This window comes from Escherichia sp. GZ89 (assembly GCF_019366485.1).
In the GTDB taxonomy this organism is placed as follows: Bacteria; Pseudomonadota; Gammaproteobacteria; order Enterobacterales; family Enterobacteriaceae; genus Escherichia; species Escherichia fergusonii.
This window is the reverse complement of sequence record NZ_JAEOHX010000001.1, coordinates 851,092-869,197: the sequence shown is the minus strand read 5'-3', so window position 1 is coordinate 869,197 and position 18,106 is coordinate 851,092. Positions and strand designations below refer to the sequence as shown.

The 18,106-nt window shown below is 48.1% G+C and carries 23 protein-coding genes; 20 read left to right on the top strand and 3 right to left on the bottom strand.

Going from position 1 to position 18,106, the window contains the following annotated elements; genetic code table 11:
• Positions 1 to 4 precede the first annotated feature (4 nt).
• The 19 genes from fabG (at position 5) to K0335_RS04105 (ending at position 16,342) form a co-directional block, all read left to right on the top strand.
• Positions 5 to 739, top strand: coding sequence for a 3-oxoacyl-ACP reductase FabG (gene fabG, locus K0335_RS04195; protein ID WP_001008545.1), 735 nt, complete (start codon positions 5 to 7; stop codon positions 737 to 739).
• A 275-nt stretch (positions 740 to 1,014) separates the two neighbouring features.
• Positions 1,015 to 1,251 carry an acyl carrier protein gene (gene acpP, locus K0335_RS04190; protein WP_000103754.1) on the top strand — a complete coding sequence of 79 codons (237 nt, stop codon included), beginning with the start codon at positions 1,015 to 1,017 and terminating at the stop codon, positions 1,249 to 1,251.
• Positions 1,252 to 1,339: 88 nt separating this feature from the next.
• A complete protein-coding gene (gene fabF, locus K0335_RS04185) occupies positions 1,340 to 2,581 on the top strand; it encodes a beta-ketoacyl-ACP synthase II (RefSeq protein ID WP_219393741.1) in 1,242 nt (413 codons plus the stop codon).
• Positions 2,582 to 2,698: 117 nt separating this feature from the next.
• A complete protein-coding gene (gene pabC / locus K0335_RS04180) occupies positions 2,699 to 3,514 on the top strand; it encodes an aminodeoxychorismate lyase (RefSeq protein WP_000478696.1) in 816 nt (271 codons plus the stop codon).
• Positions 3,511 to 4,533, top strand: a complete 1,023-nt coding sequence (yceG, locus tag K0335_RS04175; protein WP_000734596.1) for a cell division protein YceG — start codon at positions 3,511 to 3,513, stop codon at positions 4,531 to 4,533. The genes pabC and yceG overlap by 4 nt, the downstream gene beginning before the upstream one ends.
• On the top strand, positions 4,523 to 5,164 hold the full coding sequence (gene tmk, locus K0335_RS04170) for a dTMP kinase (protein WP_001257366.1): 642 nt from the start codon (positions 4,523 to 4,525) through the stop codon (positions 5,162 to 5,164). Before yceG ends, tmk begins: the two co-directional genes overlap by 11 nt.
• The gene (holB, locus tag K0335_RS04165; RefSeq protein WP_000872464.1) at positions 5,161 to 6,165 is read left to right on the top strand and encodes a DNA polymerase III subunit delta'; all 1,005 of its coding nucleotides are present in this window, start codon (positions 5,161 to 5,163) and stop codon (positions 6,163 to 6,165) included. Before tmk ends, holB begins: the two co-directional genes overlap by 4 nt.
• 10 nt (positions 6,166 to 6,175) lie before the next feature.
• Complete coding sequence (locus tag K0335_RS04160; protein ID WP_000480263.1) at positions 6,176 to 6,973, top strand: metal-dependent hydrolase; 798 nt, start codon at positions 6,176 to 6,178, stop codon at positions 6,971 to 6,973.
• A gap of 293 nt (positions 6,974 to 7,266) precedes the next feature.
• Positions 7,267 to 8,700 carry a PTS glucose transporter subunit IIBC gene (ptsG, locus tag K0335_RS04155; protein ID WP_000475694.1) on the top strand — a complete coding sequence of 478 codons (1,434 nt, stop codon included), beginning with the start codon at positions 7,267 to 7,269 and terminating at the stop codon, positions 8,698 to 8,700.
• A 335-nt stretch (positions 8,701 to 9,035) separates the two neighbouring features.
• Entirely contained in the window at positions 9,036 to 9,395 is a 360-nt protein-coding gene (gene hinT / locus K0335_RS04150) for a purine nucleoside phosphoramidase (RefSeq protein ID WP_002431499.1), read from the top strand.
• A 2-nt stretch (positions 9,396 to 9,397) separates the two neighbouring features.
• On the top strand, positions 9,398 to 9,772 hold the full coding sequence (locus K0335_RS04145) for a YcfL family protein (RefSeq protein WP_000086289.1): 375 nt from the start codon (positions 9,398 to 9,400) through the stop codon (positions 9,770 to 9,772).
• A 13-nt stretch (positions 9,773 to 9,785) separates the two neighbouring features.
• Entirely contained in the window at positions 9,786 to 10,427 is a 642-nt protein-coding gene (lpoB, locus tag K0335_RS04140; RefSeq protein WP_000590813.1) for a penicillin-binding protein activator LpoB, read from the top strand.
• Entirely contained in the window at positions 10,408 to 11,220 is an 813-nt protein-coding gene (thiK, locus tag K0335_RS04135; protein ID WP_219393740.1) for a thiamine kinase, read from the top strand. Before lpoB ends, thiK begins: the two co-directional genes overlap by 20 nt.
• 21 nt (positions 11,221 to 11,241) lie before the next feature.
• Positions 11,242 to 12,267: a beta-N-acetylhexosaminidase gene (gene nagZ / locus K0335_RS04130; protein WP_219393739.1), complete on the top strand. Its 1,026-nt coding sequence runs from the start codon at positions 11,242 to 11,244 to the stop codon at positions 12,265 to 12,267.
• Between the two features lie 23 nt (positions 12,268 to 12,290).
• Positions 12,291 to 12,833, top strand: a complete 543-nt coding sequence (gene ycfP, locus K0335_RS04125; RefSeq protein ID WP_000587924.1) for an alpha/beta hydrolase YcfP — start codon at positions 12,291 to 12,293, stop codon at positions 12,831 to 12,833.
• Between the two features lie 240 nt (positions 12,834 to 13,073).
• Entirely contained in the window at positions 13,074 to 14,378 is a 1,305-nt protein-coding gene (gene ndh, locus K0335_RS04120) for an NADH-quinone dehydrogenase (RefSeq protein ID WP_002431502.1), read from the top strand.
• 169 nt (positions 14,379 to 14,547) lie between these two features.
• Positions 14,548 to 15,087, top strand: a complete 540-nt coding sequence (locus tag K0335_RS04115; RefSeq protein WP_104917359.1) for a glycine zipper 2TM domain-containing protein — start codon at positions 14,548 to 14,550, stop codon at positions 15,085 to 15,087.
• A gap of 202 nt (positions 15,088 to 15,289) precedes the next feature.
• On the top strand, positions 15,290 to 15,928 hold the full coding sequence (gene leuE, locus K0335_RS04110; protein WP_000457150.1) for a leucine efflux protein LeuE: 639 nt from the start codon (positions 15,290 to 15,292) through the stop codon (positions 15,926 to 15,928).
• A gap of 165 nt (positions 15,929 to 16,093) precedes the next feature.
• Complete coding sequence (locus K0335_RS04105; protein WP_000512150.1) at positions 16,094 to 16,342, top strand: GlsB/YeaQ/YmgE family stress response membrane protein; 249 nt, start codon at positions 16,094 to 16,096, stop codon at positions 16,340 to 16,342.
• 52 nt (positions 16,343 to 16,394) lie between these two features.
• Here K0335_RS04105 and yoaJ read toward each other — a convergent pair whose 3' ends face one another.
• Genes yoaJ through K0335_RS04090 form a run of 3 tightly spaced genes read right to left on the bottom strand, consistent with a single transcriptional unit; the run spans position 16,395 to position 17,641 of the window.
• Positions 16,395 to 16,469 (bottom strand): protein YoaJ, encoded by a 75-nt coding sequence (gene yoaJ / locus K0335_RS04100; RefSeq protein ID WP_072271652.1) that lies wholly within the window; start codon positions 16,467 to 16,469, stop codon positions 16,395 to 16,397.
• Between the two features lie 2 nt (positions 16,470 to 16,471).
• Positions 16,472 to 16,570, bottom strand: coding sequence for a YoaK family small membrane protein (locus K0335_RS04095; RefSeq protein ID WP_001219351.1), 99 nt, complete (start codon positions 16,568 to 16,570; stop codon positions 16,472 to 16,474).
• A 30-nt stretch (positions 16,571 to 16,600) separates the two neighbouring features.
• Positions 16,601 to 17,641 carry a sensor domain-containing diguanylate cyclase gene (locus K0335_RS04090; RefSeq protein ID WP_219393738.1) on the bottom strand — a complete coding sequence of 347 codons (1,041 nt, stop codon included), beginning with the start codon at positions 17,639 to 17,641 and terminating at the stop codon, positions 16,601 to 16,603.
• Between the two features lie 195 nt (positions 17,642 to 17,836).
• On the opposite strand from K0335_RS04090, the gene K0335_RS04085 reads away from it, so the two are divergent.
• On the top strand, positions 17,837 to 18,094 hold the full coding sequence (locus K0335_RS04085; protein WP_000761968.1) for a DUF333 domain-containing protein: 258 nt from the start codon (positions 17,837 to 17,839) through the stop codon (positions 18,092 to 18,094).
• Positions 18,095 to 18,106: the final 12 nt, after the last annotated feature.

The following is an 18,106-nucleotide window of genomic DNA, read 5'->3' as shown; positions in this document are numbered from 1 at the left end:
TACCATGAATTTTGAAGGAAAAATTGCGCTGGTAACGGGAGCCAGTCGTGGCATTGGTCGTGCCATCGCGGAAACTCTCGCTGAGCGAGGCGCAAAGGTTATTGGTACAGCAACCAGTGAAAGCGGTGCTCAGGCCATTAGCGATTACTTAGGTGCCAATGGTAAAGGTCTGGTATTGAATGTGACCGATCCTGCATCTATTGAATCTGTTCTGGAAAATATTCGCGCAGAATTTGGTGAAGTGGATATCCTGGTCAATAATGCCGGTATCACTCGTGATAATCTGTTGATGCGAATGAAAGATGATGAGTGGAACGATATCCTCGAAACCAACCTGTCGTCTGTTTTCCGTCTGTCAAAAGCGGTAATGCGCGCTATGATGAAAAAGCGTCATGGACGTATTATCACTATTGGTTCCGTGGTTGGTACCATGGGAAATGCGGGTCAGGCCAACTACGCTGCGGCGAAAGCGGGTCTGATTGGCTTTAGTAAATCACTGGCGCGTGAAGTCGCGTCTCGTGGTATTACTGTCAACGTTGTTGCTCCGGGCTTTATTGAAACGGACATGACGCGTGCGCTGACTGAAGAACAGCGTGCGGGTACGCTGGCGCAAGTTCCGGCGGGGCGCTTAGGCTCTCCGAAAGAAATCGCTAGTGCGGTTGCATTTTTAGCCTCTGACGAAGCAGGTTACATCACTGGTGAAACACTGCACGTCAACGGCGGAATGTATATGGTTTAACCGTTTTATACGCATAATCATTCAGTTTGCGTCTGAAGCATAGCACGATACTCCGGGAGCATAGATTACTAAGTGACCGGGAATTGCTGGCGAAAGCAACGCAGAAGCATTTTGAAGGCAAAAGCGTATAAAAAGATTTGCGTTAATAGGGGGGAAGGCCTCAAAATAACGCAAAATCGTGGTAAGACCTGCCGGGATTTAGTTGCAAATTTTTCAACATTTTATACACTACGAAAACCATCGCGAAAGCGAGTTTTGATAGGAAATTTAAGAGTATGAGCACTATCGAAGAACGCGTTAAGAAAATTATCGGCGAGCAGCTGGGCGTTAAGCAGGAAGAAGTGACCAACAATGCTTCTTTCGTTGAAGACCTGGGCGCGGATTCTCTTGACACCGTTGAGCTGGTAATGGCTCTGGAAGAAGAGTTTGATACTGAGATTCCGGACGAAGAAGCTGAGAAAATCACCACCGTTCAGGCTGCCATTGATTATATCAACGGCCACCAGGCGTAAGTGAACATCTCCAGGCGGTCATTCGACCGCCTGAGTTTTTTCTTTTGTCCCACTAGTTTTTTTATTTTTCCCTCCCTGGAGGACAAACGTGTCTAAGCGTCGTGTAGTTGTGACCGGACTGGGCATGTTGTCTCCTGTCGGCAATACCGTAGAGTCTACCTGGAAAGCTCTCCTTGCCGGTCAGAGTGGCATCAGCCTAATCGACCATTTCGATACTAGCGCCTATGCAACGAAATTTGCTGGCTTAGTAAAGGATTTTAACTGTGATGACATTATCTCGCGCAAAGAACAGCGCAAGATGGATGCCTTCATTCAATATGGAATTGTCGCTGGCGTTCAGGCCATACAGGATTCTGGCCTCGAAGTAACGGAAGAGAACGCAACCCGTATTGGTGCCGCGATTGGCTCTGGTATCGGTGGTCTCGGCCTGATTGAAGAAAACCATACCTCTCTGGTAAATGGTGGTCCACGTAAAATCAGCCCGTTTTTCGTTCCGTCGACGATTGTAAACATGGTGGCTGGTCACTTGACCATCATGTATGGCCTGCGTGGCCCTAGCATTTCCATTGCAACCGCCTGTACTTCTGGTGTGCATAACATCGGTCATGCTGCGCGTATCATCGCATTTGGCGATGCTGACGTAATGGTTGCTGGTGGTGCAGAGAAAGCCAGTACACCTCTGGGTGTTGGCGGCTTTGGCGCGGCACGTGCACTTTCTACCCGTAACGATAATCCTCAAGCGGCAAGTCGTCCATGGGATAAAGATCGCGATGGTTTTGTACTGGGTGATGGCGCAGGCATGCTGGTACTGGAAGAGTACGAACATGCTAAAGCTCGCGGTGCAAAAATTTACGCAGAAGTCGTTGGTTTTGGTATGAGCAGCGATGCTTACCATATGACGTCACCGCCAGAAAATGGTGCAGGTGCTGCTCTGGCGATGGTTAACGCATTGCGTGACGCAGCTATTGAACCAGGTCAGATTGGTTACATCAATGCTCACGGTACATCCACACCGGCAGGCGACAAAGCTGAGGCGCAGGCTGTGAAGTCTGTATTTGGTGATGCAGCAAGCCGTGTGCTGGTTAGTTCCACCAAATCTATGACCGGTCACCTGTTAGGCGCAGCGGGCGCGGTAGAGTCAATCTACTCTATCCTGGCGCTGCGTGATCAGGCTGTTCCGCCAACCATTAACCTGGATAATCCGGATGAAGGTTGCGATCTGGACTTCGTACCACACGAAGCGCGCCAGGTAAGCGGTATGGAGTATACGCTGTGTAACTCTTTCGGTTTTGGTGGCACTAACGGTTCGCTGATCTTTAAAAAGATCTAATATCCGTATCACTCTTCTATTAAAGGTCCGCTTGCGGGCCTTTTTTCATGTATATGCAGCAGACTTGTCCTGATGTGTTCAAACTGCCAAACTTATTCAAAACGATAGGGAGCCAGTATGTTCTTAATAAATGGTCAAAAACAAACATGGCTGGCCGCGAGTGACAGAGCGACGCAGTTTGGTGATGGATGTTTCACCACCGCACGTATTCAGGATGGACATGTGATTATGCTCACAGAGCATATCCGGCGATTACAGGATGCCTGCATTAAATTGATGATTACCTTTGAGCAGTGGGAGTTACTGCAACTGGAAATGGAAACTCTGGCAAGGGAACATAAAAGTGGTGTGCTTAAGGTGATTATCACTCGTGGTAGTGGTGGTCGTGGTTACAGTCCTGGCAGTTGTCACTCACCAGGCCGAATTTTGTCCGTTTCTGCATATCCAGAGCATTATTCCCGCTGGCGACAGAAGGGAATTACGCTAACTCTCAGCCCTGTTCGCCTGGGTCGCAATCCCTTACTTGCAGGAATTAAGCATCTTAATCGGCTGGAGCAAGTGTTGATCCGGACACATCTCGATCAGACAACTGCTGACGAGGCACTTGTTCTTGACAGCGAAGGATGGGTTACGGAATGCTGCGCAGCTAATTTATTCTGGCGACAGGGAAATGTGGTTTATACACCGAGCCTTGAATATGCCGGTGTGAAGGGCATTATGCGACAATTCTGTATCCATTTATTGGCACAATCTTCTTATCGTGTTGTCGAAGTTCAGGCTCGACCGGAAGAGGTAATGGCGGCAGATGAAATTTTGCTTTGTAATGCGCTGATGCCCGTCATTCCCGTACGCACCTGTGGTGATAAGTTGCTGTCTTCGAGACAATTATTTGAGTTTTTAGCCCCACTTTGTGAGCACCCGAATTCATTATGAAAAAATTGTTATTTGTCCTTTTGCTGTTGTTGATTGTACTGGGCATTGCCGCAGGCGTGGGCATGTGGAAAGTTCGTCAGTTCGCTGACAGTAAATTGTTAATTAAAAACGAAGCAATATTTACGCTTAAATCGGGTACTGGCAGATTGGCACTCGGTGAGCAGCTCTACATGGCGAAAATTATCAATCGACCGCGAGTGTTCCAGTGGTTGTTACGTATCGAGCCTGATCTGTCGCGTTTCAAAGCCGGAACGTATCGCTTTACGCCACAAATGACGGTACGCGAGATGCTGCAATTGCTGGAAAGCGGTAAAGAAGCTCAGTTTCCGTTACGAATGGTCGAGGGAATGCGTCTACGCGATTACCTCAAGCAACTACGTGAAGCGCCTTATATCAAACATACCCTGAGCGATGATCAGTACGAAACTGTCGCTAAAGCGTTAGATTTGGAAAAACCTGAGTGGATCGAAGGCTGGTTTTGGCCAGATACCTGGATGTATACCGCAAACACAACCGATGTGGCGTTATTGAAGCGATCGCACCAGAAAATGGTGAAAGTTGTCGATGGTATCTGGGAAAAGCGCGCAGAAGGGTTGCCGTATAAAGATAAAAATGAACTGGTCACCATGGCCTCTATCATTGAGAAAGAGACTGCGGTAGCCAGTGAACGTGATCGTGTTGCTTCGGTGTTTATTAACCGCTTGCGTACGGGAATGCGTTTACAAACCGATCCTACCGTGATTTACGGTATGGGAGAGCGCTATAATGGCAATCTTTCCCGCGCGGATCTTGAAACGCCGACGGCTTATAATACCTATACCATCAATGGCCTGCCGCCGGGGGCAATTGCCACACCTGGCGAAGACTCATTACAGGCTGCGGCACATCCGGCGAAAACGCCATATCTCTATTTTGTCGCCGATGGTAAAGGTGGTCATACATTTAACACTAATCTTGCCAGCCACAATCGGTCAGTGCAGGACTATTTAAAAGTGCTTAAGGAAAAAAATGCGCAGTAACTATATCGTCATCGAAGGGCTGGAAGGTGCAGGTAAAACCACTGCGCGTAACGTTGTGGTGGAGACACTTGAGCAACTGGGCATTCGTGAGATGATTTTTACCCGTGAACCAGGAGGGACGCAGTTGGCTGAGAAACTGAGGAGCCTGGTGCTGGATATAAAATCCGTCGGTGATGAAGTCATCACTGAGAAGGCTGAAGTTCTGATGTTTTATGCAGCCCGCGTCCAGTTGGTGGAGACAGTCATTAAGCCTGCACTGGCGAAAGGTACCTGGGTGATTGGTGATCGTCATGATTTATCGACTCAGGCTTATCAGGGGGGCGGTCGTGGTGTTGATCAAACCATGCTGGCAACACTACGTGATGCCGTGTTAGGTGATTTTCGCCCGGACCTGACTCTGTATCTCGACGTTACGCCTGAAGTAGGTCTAAAACGTGCACGAGCGCGTGGTGAACTGGACCGTATTGAGCAGGAGTCCTTCGACTTCTTTAACCGTACTCGTGCGCGTTATCTGGAACTTGCAGCTCAGGATGCCAGCATCCGCACTATCGATGCCACGCAATCGCTTGAGTGTGTCATGGCTGATATTCGACAAACTGTGACAACCTGGGTGAAGGAGCAGGGCGCATGAAATGGTATCCATGGTTAAGACCAGACTTCGAAAAACTGGTAGCGAACTATCAGGCAGGAAGGGGTCACCATGCGCTACTGATTCAGGCGCTGCCAGGTATGGGCGATGACGCATTAATTTATGCGCTCAGCCGTTACCTGCTTTGCCAACAACCCCAGGGTAATAAAAGCTGTGGGCACTGTCGTGGCTGCCAACTCATGCAAGCGGGTACGCATCCGGATTACTATGCCCTCATTCCTGAAAAAGGCAAAAATGCGCAGGGCATTGACGCAGTGCGTGAGGTTAGCGAAAAACTCTATGAGCATTCCCGACTTGGGGGGGCAAAAGTGGTCTGGATACCTGATGCCGCTTTGCTCACAGATGCTGCAGCGAATGCACTGTTAAAAACGCTGGAAGAGCCGCCGGCAGATACCTGGTTTTTCCTTGCCACTAAAGAACCTGCGCGTTTACTGGCAACTTTACGTAGCCGCTGTCTGGTGCATCATCTGGCACCACCGCCAGAACAGTATGCGATTACCTGGCTTGCCCGGGAAGTGACGGCGTCACAAGAAGTGTTACTTGCTGCGTTGCGTTTAAGCTCAGGAGCGCCAGGAGCGGCATTGACATTGCTGCAATCTGAAGCATGGTCGCAAAGAGACACCTTATGCCAGGCGTTGTCCGGCAGTGTACAAAATGGTGACTGGTATTCATTGTTACCCAGTCTGAATCATGAACACGTTCCTGACAGATTGCACTGGCTGGCGACGTTGTTAACAGATGCTCTAAAATATCAGCATGGCGCGTCTTCTATGACCAATGCTGATGCGTATAGTCTGATTGCAACTATCGCACGGCAACTTTCTGCAACGCGAATTCAGGCGATCCTTCGTGACGTCTGCCAGACTCGCGAACAGTTATTAACGGTAAACAGTTTGAATCGCGAGCTGTTGTTAACCGATCTCCTTCTTCGTATTGAGAATTACCTGCAACCAGGCACAGTGCTGCCTGTTCCCCATCTTTAAGCGAGATATTATGTTTTTAGTTGACTCACACTGCCATCTTGATGGTCTGGATTATCAATCATTGCATAAGGACGTGGATGACGTGCTGGCAAAAGCCGCTGCTCGTGATGTGAAATTTTGCCTTGCGGTTGCCACAACATTACCGGGTTACCTTCATATGCGAGATCTGGTTGGCGAACGCGATAACGTTGTCTTTTCTTGTGGAGTACATCCGCTCAACCAGAACGATCCTTATGATGTTGAAGATTTACGTCGCCTGGCGGCAGAAGAGGGCGTTGTGGCTTTGGGTGAAACTGGCCTTGATTATTACTACACTCCAGAAACTAAAGTTCGCCAGCAAGAGTCATTTATTCAACATATTCAGATCGGTCGGGAGCTTAACAAACCCGTTATTGTGCATACACGAGATGCAAGAGCCGATACGCTGACAATTCTGCGCGAAGAAAAAGTGACGGATTGCGGTGGCGTACTACACTGTTTTACAGAGGACAGAGAAACGGCAGGTAAGTTGCTGGATCTAGGTTTTTACATCTCTTTTTCCGGTATTGTGACCTTCCGTAATGCTGAGCAGCTACGAGATGCTGCCCGTTATGTACCGCTGGATCGCTTATTGGTGGAAACCGACTCGCCGTATCTTGCTCCGGTACCGCACCGGGGTAAAGAAAACCAGCCAGCCATGGTGCGTGACGTTGCAGAATATATGGCCGTATTGAAAGGTGTTTCTGTGGATGAACTGGCGCAGGTCACCACTGAAAACTTTGCCCGCCTGTTTCACATCGAACCGTCTCGCCTGCAATCTGACCAATAATTGACTTATTTTAGTCCTCGTAATTAATACATAAAACGAGTAAAGTTCACCGCCGTAATTTGCGCGGTGAATAACCGCACTGAAACATTCAGACATGTTTTTTGTCCGTTTGTGCATCTTTGCTGGTTACGTGAATTTGAAACGTGATAGCCGTCAAACAAAATCTTACTGATTTATTTTACTCTGTGTAATAAATAAAGGGTACTTAGATGCCCTGTACAGGGCGAGGTTCTCCCCCCTCGCCAATGCGTGAGAACGTAGAAAAGCACCAATACTCAGGAGCACTCTCAATTATGTTTAAGAATGCATTTGCTAACCTGCAAAAGGTCGGTAAATCGCTGATGCTGCCGGTATCCGTACTGCCAATCGCAGGTATTCTGCTTGGCGTCGGTTCGGCAAACTTCAGCTGGCTGCCAGCAGTTGTGTCACATGTCATGGCAGAAGCAGGCGGTTCCGTTTTTGCAAATATGCCGCTTATTTTCGCTATCGGTGTGGCCCTGGGCTTCACCAATAACGATGGCGTTTCGGCGCTGGCCGCTGTTGTTGCCTATGGCATCATGGTCAAAACCATGGCTGTGGTTGCGCCGCTGGTTCTGCACTTACCCGCTGAAGAAATTGCCGCAAAACACCTGGCAGATACTGGTGTTCTTGGGGGGATTATTTCCGGTGCGATTGCAGCGTACATGTTCAATCGTTTCTACCGTATCAAGTTGCCTGAGTATCTTGGCTTCTTCGCGGGTAAACGTTTTGTACCGATTATCTCTGGTCTGGCTGCTATTTTCACCGGTGTGGTGCTGTCCTTCATTTGGCCACCAATCGGTTCTGCAATCCAGGCATTCTCTCAGTGGGCTGCTTACCAGAACCCGGTAGTCGCGTTCGGTATTTATGGCTTTATTGAACGCTGCCTGGTGCCATTTGGTCTGCACCACATCTGGAACGTACCTTTCCAGATGCAGATCGGCGAATACACCAACGCTGCAGGCCAGGTTTTCCACGGCGATATCCCGCGTTATATGGCGGGTGACCCGACTGCGGGTATGTTGTCTGGTGGCTTCCTGTTCAAAATGTACGGCCTGCCAGCGGCTGCAATTGCTATCTGGCATTCAGCTAAACCAGAAAACCGCGCGAAAGTGGGCGGTATCATGATCTCCGCCGCGTTGACCTCGTTCCTGACCGGTATCACCGAGCCGATCGAGTTCTCCTTCATGTTCGTGGCGCCGATCCTGTACATTATCCACGCGATTCTTGCAGGTCTGGCATTCCCAATCTGTATCCTGCTGGGTATGCGTGATGGTACGTCGTTCTCTCACGGTCTGATCGACTTTATCGTACTTTCTGGTAACAGCAGCAAACTGTGGCTGTTCCCGATTGTTGGTCTCGGTTACGCGATTGTTTACTACACTATCTTCCGCGTACTGATTAAAGCGCTGGATCTGAAAACTCCGGGCCGTGAGGATGCCACTGAAGATGCGAAAGCAGGTGCTACCAGCGAAATGGCACCAGCACTGGTTGCTGCATTCGGTGGTAAAGAAAACATCACCAACCTTGACGCTTGTATTACTCGTTTGCGTGTAAGCGTGGCTGACGTGTCGAAAGTTGATCAGGCAGGCCTGAAAAAACTGGGCGCAGCTGGCGTGGTTGTTGCTGGTTCCGGTGTTCAGGCTATTTTCGGTACTAAATCCGATAACCTGAAAACTGAAATGGATGAATACATCCGTAACAACTAAGCAGTAGGACGTTGGGGAGACTAAGGCAGCCGAATGGCTGCCTTTTTTAATATTTGAGCATCTACCAGATTTGCGCGGTGGGCTGAACAGGTCGTTCATATACTTTGCAAAGAGAAGTTTTTGTTTACTGGGTCACATGAAGAGAGCGTATTTACCTTGTTCTGTTCGAATTAAACGAAAGAAATGGTTATAAGAACACCGGTGAACAGACTTTCTGCTTAAAAAATCGGGGCTTAAGGTTGAAAGGGCGGGAAGAAGTCGCTCATACTCTATACTCGCATTATGGTTAGCGTAGCATGGCGCAACGCAGTGACTCTTTGAAGAAGGAAAATGTCGTGGCAGAAGAGACAATATTCAGCAAAATTATTCGTCGTGAAATCCCCTCCGATATCGTATATCAGGACGATCTGGTGACCGCATTTCGCGATATCTCACCGCAGGCTCCTACCCATATTTTAATCATCCCTAACATTCTGATCCCCACGGTTAATGACGTTACCGCTGAGCACGAACAGGCGCTGGGGCGCATGATTACCGTCGCAGCGAAAATTGCCGAACAGGAAGGTATTGCCGAGGATGGTTATCGCTTAATCATGAATACCAATCGTCATGGCGGGCAAGAGGTGTACCATATTCATATGCATCTGCTCGGTGGACGAGCCCTCGGCCCAATGTTGGCACATAAAGGTCTGTAATAATGTCCAGAGGATGCATTGCGCTATCTGTGATTTTTATGCTTCTGGCGGGCTGCCGATCGCATCCGGAAATTCCGGTTAATGACGAGCAGACGCTGGTAATGGAATCCACTTTACTGGCTGCAGGAGTGACGGCGCAAAAACCAGAGCTAAAAACGTCGGATATCCAGCCTTCTGCATCCTCAACACTTTATAACGAACGGCAAGAACCTGTAACCGTCCATTATCGGTTTTACTGGTATGACGCCAGAGGACTGGAGATGCATCCTCTGGAAGCGCCGCGCAGCGTGACTATACCGGCACGTTCGTCGGTAACGTTGTACGGCAGCGCCAGATATCTTGGGGCGCACAAAGTCAGACTTTATCTTTATTTATAAGGGGTGAAACTTGATGATAAAAATCAATCGCTACGCCATAGTTGCCGCGCTGGCGATGTTCCTCGCCGGTTGTACATTGCAACGAGAACCTGCACCAGTCGAAGAAGTAAAACCTACACCGGAGCAGCCAGTGCAACCACAACCACCTGTAACCACCGTGCCATCTGTGCCGACGATCCCGCAACAACCAGGGCCGGTAGAGCATGAAGACCAAACAGCTCCGCCAGCACCGCATGTCAGACATTACGACTGGAATGGGGCGATGCAACCAATGGTTGGTAAAATGCTGCAGGCTGATGGCGTAAGCGCCGGTAGCGTCCTGTTGGTGGACAGCGTCAACAACCGGACTAACGGTACGCTGAATGCGGGTGAAGCTACAGAGACCTTACGCAATGCTCTGGCGAATAACGGTAAATTCACCTTAGTGTCTGCCCAGCAACTTTCGATGGCAAAACAGCAGCTTGGTTTATCACCTCAGGACAGCCTTGGAACCCGGAGCAAGGCGATAGGTATTGCACGCAATGTAGGTGCTCATTATGTGCTTTACTCTAGTGCGTCTGGCAATGTCAACGCACCAACCTTACAAATGCAACTGATGCTGGTACAGACCGGCGAGATCATCTGGTCAGGTAAAGGTGCAGTACAGCAGCAATAATTCGCTAACGCGCGACGAGATACTGTCGCGCTATTTCCCGCAATATTATCTTGTGGAGTCCTGCCAGTGTGGGCTTAGCGGCAGTAGTGTTGTTATTGAAAATGATGAGCAGCGCTTAGTTTTGCGCCGTCCGCATGATCCCTCATCAGCTGAATCAATATTTCTGCGCCAGTATCATGTGCTTTCCCGTCTGCCAGAAACGCTGGCACCAAGGCCTCGGTTGTATCGCCCTGGATGGATGGCAGTCGATTATCTCGTGGGAGAAGTGCCTTCCTGCCTGCCAGATACCAACGAACTTGTGTGTTTACTGTATCATCTGCATCAACAACCGTGTTTTGGCTGGCGGATATTGCTGTTACCCCTTCTGGAACAATACTGGCAGGGAAGTGATCCTGCACGTCGCACGCCGTTGTGGTTACGTTGGCTTAAACGTTTACGTCATGTTCGTGAACCGCAACCATTACGATTAAGCCCATTGCATATGGATGTTCATGCCGCAAATCTGGTAATTACTGCAAAAGGACTGCGGTTGATTGACTGGGAGTATGCTGGTGATGGTGATGTGGCGTTGGAGCTGGCTGCGGTTTGGGTTGAAAAGGAACAACAGCAACGGGCACTAGTTAACGATTATGCGCACCTTGCCAGGATAGACGCCGGGCAGTTGTGGCGTCAGGTTAGACGCTGGCAACCATGGCTACAGATGCTGAAAGCAGGGTGGTTTGAGTACCGCTGGCAACAGACCGGCGAAGAACACTTTATCAGGCTGGCCGATGAAACCTGGCATCAGTTTTAATAGAAGAATAAGGAGAGCAGTGTGGGTCCAGTAATGTTGGATGTCGAAGGTTATGAACTGGACGCGGAAGAGAGAGAAATATTGGCACATCCACTGGTTGGTGGGCTGATTCTCTTTACGCGTAATTACCACGATCCGCAGCAATTACGTGAACTGGTACGGCAAATCCGCGCGGCATCACGCAATCATTTGGTGATTGCCGTGGATCAGGAGGGCGGTCGTGTACAGCGTTTTCGCGATGGTTTTACGCGATTACCTGCGGCCCAATCTTTTGCTGCACTGCTGGGGATGGACGAAGGGGGCAAACTGGCACAAGAAGCCGGTTGGCTGATGGCTAGCGAAATGATCGCCATGGATATTGATATCAGCTTTGCTCCAGTGTTGGATGTCGGGCACATCAGCGCGGCAATTGGTGAGCGTTCGTATCATGCTGATCCGCAAAAAGCGCTGGCGATAGCGAGTAAATTTATTGATGGTATGCATGAAGCAGGGATGAAAACGACCGGCAAACATTTCCCGGGACATGGTGCTGTGACGGCCGACTCGCATAAAGAAACGCCGTGTGATCCTCGTCCAGAAGAGGATATCCGTAATAAAGATATGTCGGTATTTAGTCAGTTAATCCGCGAAAATAAACTCGATGCCATTATGCCCGCTCACGTAATTTACAGTTCGGTTGATCCGCGCCCGGCAAGCGGTTCATCGCACTGGCTTAAAACCGTTTTGCGCGGAGAGCTTGGATTTGATGGTGTGATTTTTTCAGACGATCTGTCGATGGAAGGGGCAGCAATTATGGGGAGTTATGCCGAGCGTGGGCAGGCTTCACTTGATGCCGGTTGCGATATGATCCTGGTCTGCAATAATCGTAAGGGAGCAACCAGTGTTTTAGATAATCTGTCGCCGATCAATGCGCCACGTGTTACACGTTTGTATCATAAAGGTTCATTTTCGCGTCAGGAACTGATGGACTCGCCGCGCTGGAAAAACATTAGCGCCCAATTAAATCAGTTGCATGAACGCTGGCAGGAAGAGAAAGCAGGTCACTAACCCTGACTCAAGGTGAGGATGCGATGATAATTTATTTACACGGTTTTGACTCAAACAGTCCGGGTAACCACGAAAAAGTTTTGCAACTGCAATTTATCGACCCGGATGTCAGGTTGATAAGCTACAGCACCCGTCATCCAAAACATGACATGCAACATCTGCTGAAAGAGGTGGATAAAATGTTGCAGTTAAATGTGGATGACCGGCCACTGATTTGTGGTGTCGGATTGGGGGGATACTGGGCGGAAAGAATTGGTTTTTTGTGTGATATCCGCCAGGTAGTCTTTAATCCTAACCTGTTCCCCTATGAAAATATGGAAGGCAAAATTGATCGCCCGGAAGAGTATGCTGATATTGCCACCAAGTGCGTGACCAATTTCCGTGAAAAAAACCGCGATCGCTGCCTGGTGATTCTGTCACGTCATGATGAGGCCCTTAATAGCCAGCGTTCGGCAGATGAACTTCATCACTTTTATGAAATTGTCTGGGATGAAGAGCAGACTCATAAGTTCAAAAATATCTCACCGCATTTGCAGCGTATCAAAGCGTTTAAAACCCTCGGCTAAAACAGTCAAAAATGTTGCTATGAAACCAGTCTTCGGACTGGTTTTTTTGATCTAACCACATACCTTTGACTATCTTTTCAGCAAGAAAACTTGATTCATATCAATTTTGGTATGACCAATGCACCATTCGTGTTATTCTCAAATGCGAGGAACGTTTTCATTAGCGTAACCTATTGTTAATTAAAGGCTATTTTAATAACTTTTAGTTAACAATTGGTTAATCATTTTAAGGGGGTCACGTTGACTACGCCATTGAAAAGAATCGTGATTGTCGGCGGAGGCGCTGGCGGACTGGAACTGGCAACGCAGTTGGGTCATAAACTGGGGCGCAAGAAAAAAGCGAAAGTTACGCTTGTTGACAGAAACCACAGTCATTTGTGGAAGCCGCTGCTGCACGAAGTGGCGACGGGGTCTCTGGATGAAGGAGTAGATGCCCTGAGCTACCTCGCTCATGCCCGTAATCATGGGTTTGAGTTCCAGCTAGGCTCAGTGAAAGATATCGATCGTGAAGCGAAGACCATTACCATTGCCGAACTGCGCGATGAAAAAGGTGAATTGCTGGTACCGGAGCGCAAAATTGCTTATGACACACTGGTCATGGCACTGGGAAGCACCTCCAACGATTTCAACACACCAGGTGTTAAAGAGAACTGCATATTCCTTGATAACCCGCATCAGGCTCGTCGCTTTCATCAGGAGATGCTGAATCTGTTCCTGAAGTACTCCGCTAACCTTGGCTCTAACGGCAAAGTTAATATTGCTATTGTTGGTGGTGGGGCAACCGGGGTTGAGTTATCCGCAGAACTGCATAATGCAGTAAAACAGTTACATAGTTACGGCTACAAAGGGCTAACGAACGAAGCCCTGAACGTCACGCTGGTTGAAGCAGGAGAGCGCATTCTGCCTGCTCTGCCGCCACGAATCTCCAGTGCCGCGCATAACGAACTGACCAAACTGGGTGTGCGAGTGTTGACGCAAACAATGGTAACCAGCGCGGATGCTGGTGGCTTGCATACCAAAGATGGCGAATATATCGAAGCAGACCTGATGGTTTGGGCAGCGGGCATCAAAGCACCAGATTTCCTCAAAGATATTGGTGGCCTGGAAACAAACCGTATCAACCAACTGGTGGTTGAGCCGACGTTGCAAACCACGCGCGATGCAGATATTTATGCAATTGGTGATTGCGCGTCCTGTGCTCGCCCGGAAGGAGGCTTTGTACCGCCACGCGCTCAGGCGGCCCATCAAATGGCAACCTGTGCGTTACAGAATATTCTGGCACAAATGAACGGTAAGCCCCTGAAAAGTTACCGTTATAAAGATCATGGTTCATTGGTTTCGCTGTCAAACTTCTCGACAGTCGGTAGCCTGATGGGCAACCTGACCAAAGGTTCTATGATGATTGAGGGGCGAATTGCTCGCTTTGTGTATATCTCGCTTTATCGTATGCACCAGATTGCCCTTCACGGTTATTTCAAAACCGGATTAATGATGCTGGTGGGTAGCATTAACCGCGTTATTCGCCCACGACTTAAACTTCATTAATCTGCTGGTCAGACGGTGATGAATCTGCATCACCGTCTGACTCATCACTTGAGAAGAATCTCAAACTGCGGGTGATTTTAACCAGCTCATCTTTTTTCATCCTCTGTCTCATTGGCTTCTGTTATTTCTGGTTGCAATATTGTTACAACCAGAAAATAGGAGGTATCCCGTGAATAAATCAATGTTGGCGGGGATAGGGATTGGCGTAGTTGCTGCGCTGGGCGTGGCGGCGGTAGCCAGTCTTAATGTCTTTGAGCGTGGCCCGCAATATGCACAGGTTGTTTCTGCCACTCCTATTAAGGAGACGATTAAAATCCCGCGTCAGGAGTGCCGAAATGTGACGGTCACCCATCGGCGTCCTGTTCAGGATGAAAATCGTATCGCAGGTTCAGTGTTGGGGGCTGTCGCAGGTGGCGTTATTGGTCATCAATTTGGCGGTGGGCGAGGTAAAGATGTCGCGACTGTTGTCGGAGCATTAGGTGGGGGATATGCCGGAAACCAAATTCAGGGATCATTACAGAATAGTGATACTTACACCACCACCCAACAGCGCTGTAAAACGGTTTATGACAAATCGGAAAAAATGCTCGGTTATGACGTGACCTATAAAATAGGTGATCAGCAGGGCAAAATTCGCATGGATAAAGATCCTGGCAGCCAAATTCCACTCGATAGTAACGGACAGTTAATTTTGACTAACAAAGTATAAAAAAGCTGTACTCTGCAATTTGGCCCCTCATTCGCTCAGGCTGAGGGGCTTTTTTTCATCCCTTTTCCAGGAGTGTCTATACTTCCTGCTACGTATTGCGTTGCTGCATGGGTAATTCACCTGATTTTTCTTTCTATCAGAGTATGCATTGGTTAGCATATCGCCCTGCAGTTACGCATGGTTTTTTCAGGAAGAGGTTAACGTGTTCGCTGAATTCGGAGTTCTGAATTACTGGACTTATCTGGTTGGGGCAATTTTTATTGTATTAGTGCCGGGGCCTAACACGCTGTTTGTATTAAAAAATAGTGTCGGCAGTGGTATCAAAGGTGGCTATCTCGCTGCGTGTGGTGTATTTATTGGCGATGCGATATTAATGTTCCTGGCGTATGCGGGCGTCGCAACACTCATTAAAACCACACCGTTATTATTTAATATCGTTCGTTATTTGGGCGCATTTTATCTGCTCTGGCTGGGAGCAAAAATTCTCTATGCCACCCTTAAAGCAAAAGGCGGAGAAACAGCCAGCGAAGATGTGCATTTTAGCGCTATTTTTAAACGTGCATTAGTTCTCAGCCTGACCAATCCGAAAGCGATCCTTTTTTATGTGTCGTTCTTTGTGCAGTTTATTGATGTCAATGCGCCACATACCGGGCTGTCATTCTTTATTCTGGCGACGACGCTGGAAGTGGTTAGCTTCTGCTATCTGAGCTTCCTGATTATTTCCGGTGCCTTCGTTACACAGTATATTCGCACGAAGAAGAAACTGGCGAAGGTAGGAAACTCGCTGATTGGCTTAATTTTCGTCGGATTTGCCGCCCGCCTGGCAACCTTGCAGTCGTAATTCTCATCTCCGTTAGAAAAGGATGGCGGTTGTTCCGTCATCCATCATTCGTAAAACAAATAAATTATTTAAGTGATATTCATCACAGATATTTTTTTTTCAACCTTGTGCTATTCTTGTTTACGGCGACTAACCCGCTAATGGATAACAACAAGTGAGGAAATTATGGGCATTCTGTCATGGATTATTTTTGGTTTGATTGCTGGTATCCTGGCGAAATGGATCATGCCAGGTAAAGATGGTGGTGGCTTCTTTATGACCATCATTTTGGGGATTGTAGGTGCTGTTGTTGGTGGTTGGATTAGTACTTTCTTTGGCTACGGGAAAGTTGATGGCTTTAACTTCGGCAGCTTCGTGGTCGCCGTAATTGGCGCGATAGTTGTGCTGTTGATTTACAGGAAAATCAAAAGCTAACAGAAACGAAAAAAGGCTACCAGGTGTAGCCTTTTTCAGAAAACAGGGATGATCACCACCAACCCAGTTCAGTACCCAGGACGACGATCATCGCGACGCCCATCATAATAATCGTTGTTTTTTTCACCTTTACGCTCCCGGAGTTGCATAGCCGCCAATAAAAAACCACGCCAGAAATACAATAGCCGTGATGAATATGACAACGGGGAACATTATACCAATTCTCATGGTTCCACCTGAAGAGATACTGAGGACGCGTCAGGATAGCAGGGCTTCGTGAACGACAAAAGGAGTTTTCGCCCGCTGTTTTTTATCTTCATACATAACACGATCAGCCGCATTCAGTGCTGAATCTATATCTGTTATGGATGGATCAACTTCCAACACCCCCATACTGGCGCCAGGATAATAAAACGCAGCATCGGGAAGATAGTACTCACCGCGAATCTGTTGCTGAATGCGCATTTTCATCTGTTGACGTAGATTCAGTGAGTCATCATTTTTAATTTCAGCCAGGCAGGCGAGCAAAAACTCATCGCCACCAAGACGTCCGAGGATATCGTATTTATCGGGAATCGCCTTCAGACGTTCACCGATCTCAATTAAAAATCGGTCACCTGTACTATGACCAAAGCGATCATTTATTTTTTTGAAATTATCCAGATCGATGTAAGCCAGCAACACGTTGCGACCAAGTTTTTGTGCCAGTGTAAACAGTGTTGGTAAATGCTCAAAAATCGCCCGACGATTGGGTAAACCCGTTAGTGCATCCGTACAGGATTGCTGAACCAGTGCGGTATTAGCTTCATGCAGTTGCGTGACCAGCGATTCTTTCTGAATGTACTGTGCGATTAAACCGGCAAACAATTGTAAGACCTGCTCAGCGCGTTCACTCCAGGGCTTTTTCTCACTACTGGCGGCACATAAAGTACCGTAAAAAGAGCCATCTGGAAGATGTATTGGCGTGCTGAGAAAAGTGGTGATACCCAAAGTCGTTGCGGCGATACAATCCTTCCAGCGAACATTAACTTCATCGCTGTAAAAGCAGTTCTCATCAATCGCACGTTTACACAGTGAGTTATCCCACATTACAGAGTAATCCTCCGGGATACACATCTGCTGGCTATTATGGGCAAACAGAATATGCTGCAAGCGGGCATCAACATCGACTTTTGTCAGATACGTTGACTCCATATCGGTAACCATTTCAAGCATCTCAAGAAGCTGGCGGACCAGGCTTTCAAGTGATTGTTCTGAGGCTAATGATTGCGATACACGAGCGAGGATTTTATCCGACACGATTCTCTCCAGAGGGTGCCAAAGATTGTGCTGAAAATTTCAGCTTTGCTGACATGATAAAACATAAGCAACAAATATAATACCTGGCAAAATATTCATAAGGTAATTATATCTGGACGTTATGCTGAAAATTGATAGTGCTAAGAATCAGGCCGCGATACCCTGACAATCAAAAATCAGGAAGAGGAATTACCCATGAAATTAGCATCACTGGTATTGCCATGTGCATTACTACTATCTGCCTGCTCAACCGCGAATCAGCCTGAAGCACCAAAACCCCCCGTTGTTGGCATAGCGAATCCTGCATCGGTTTATTGTGATGAGAAAGGTGGTACACGGATTATCGTCAAAGAAGCCGCAGGGGAACGGGCAGACTGCAAGTTGCCCACAGGTGAAATTCTGGATGAATGGGATTTATGGCGTCGGGACCATCAGTCATCAGTAAACGAATGACTGATGACCGAC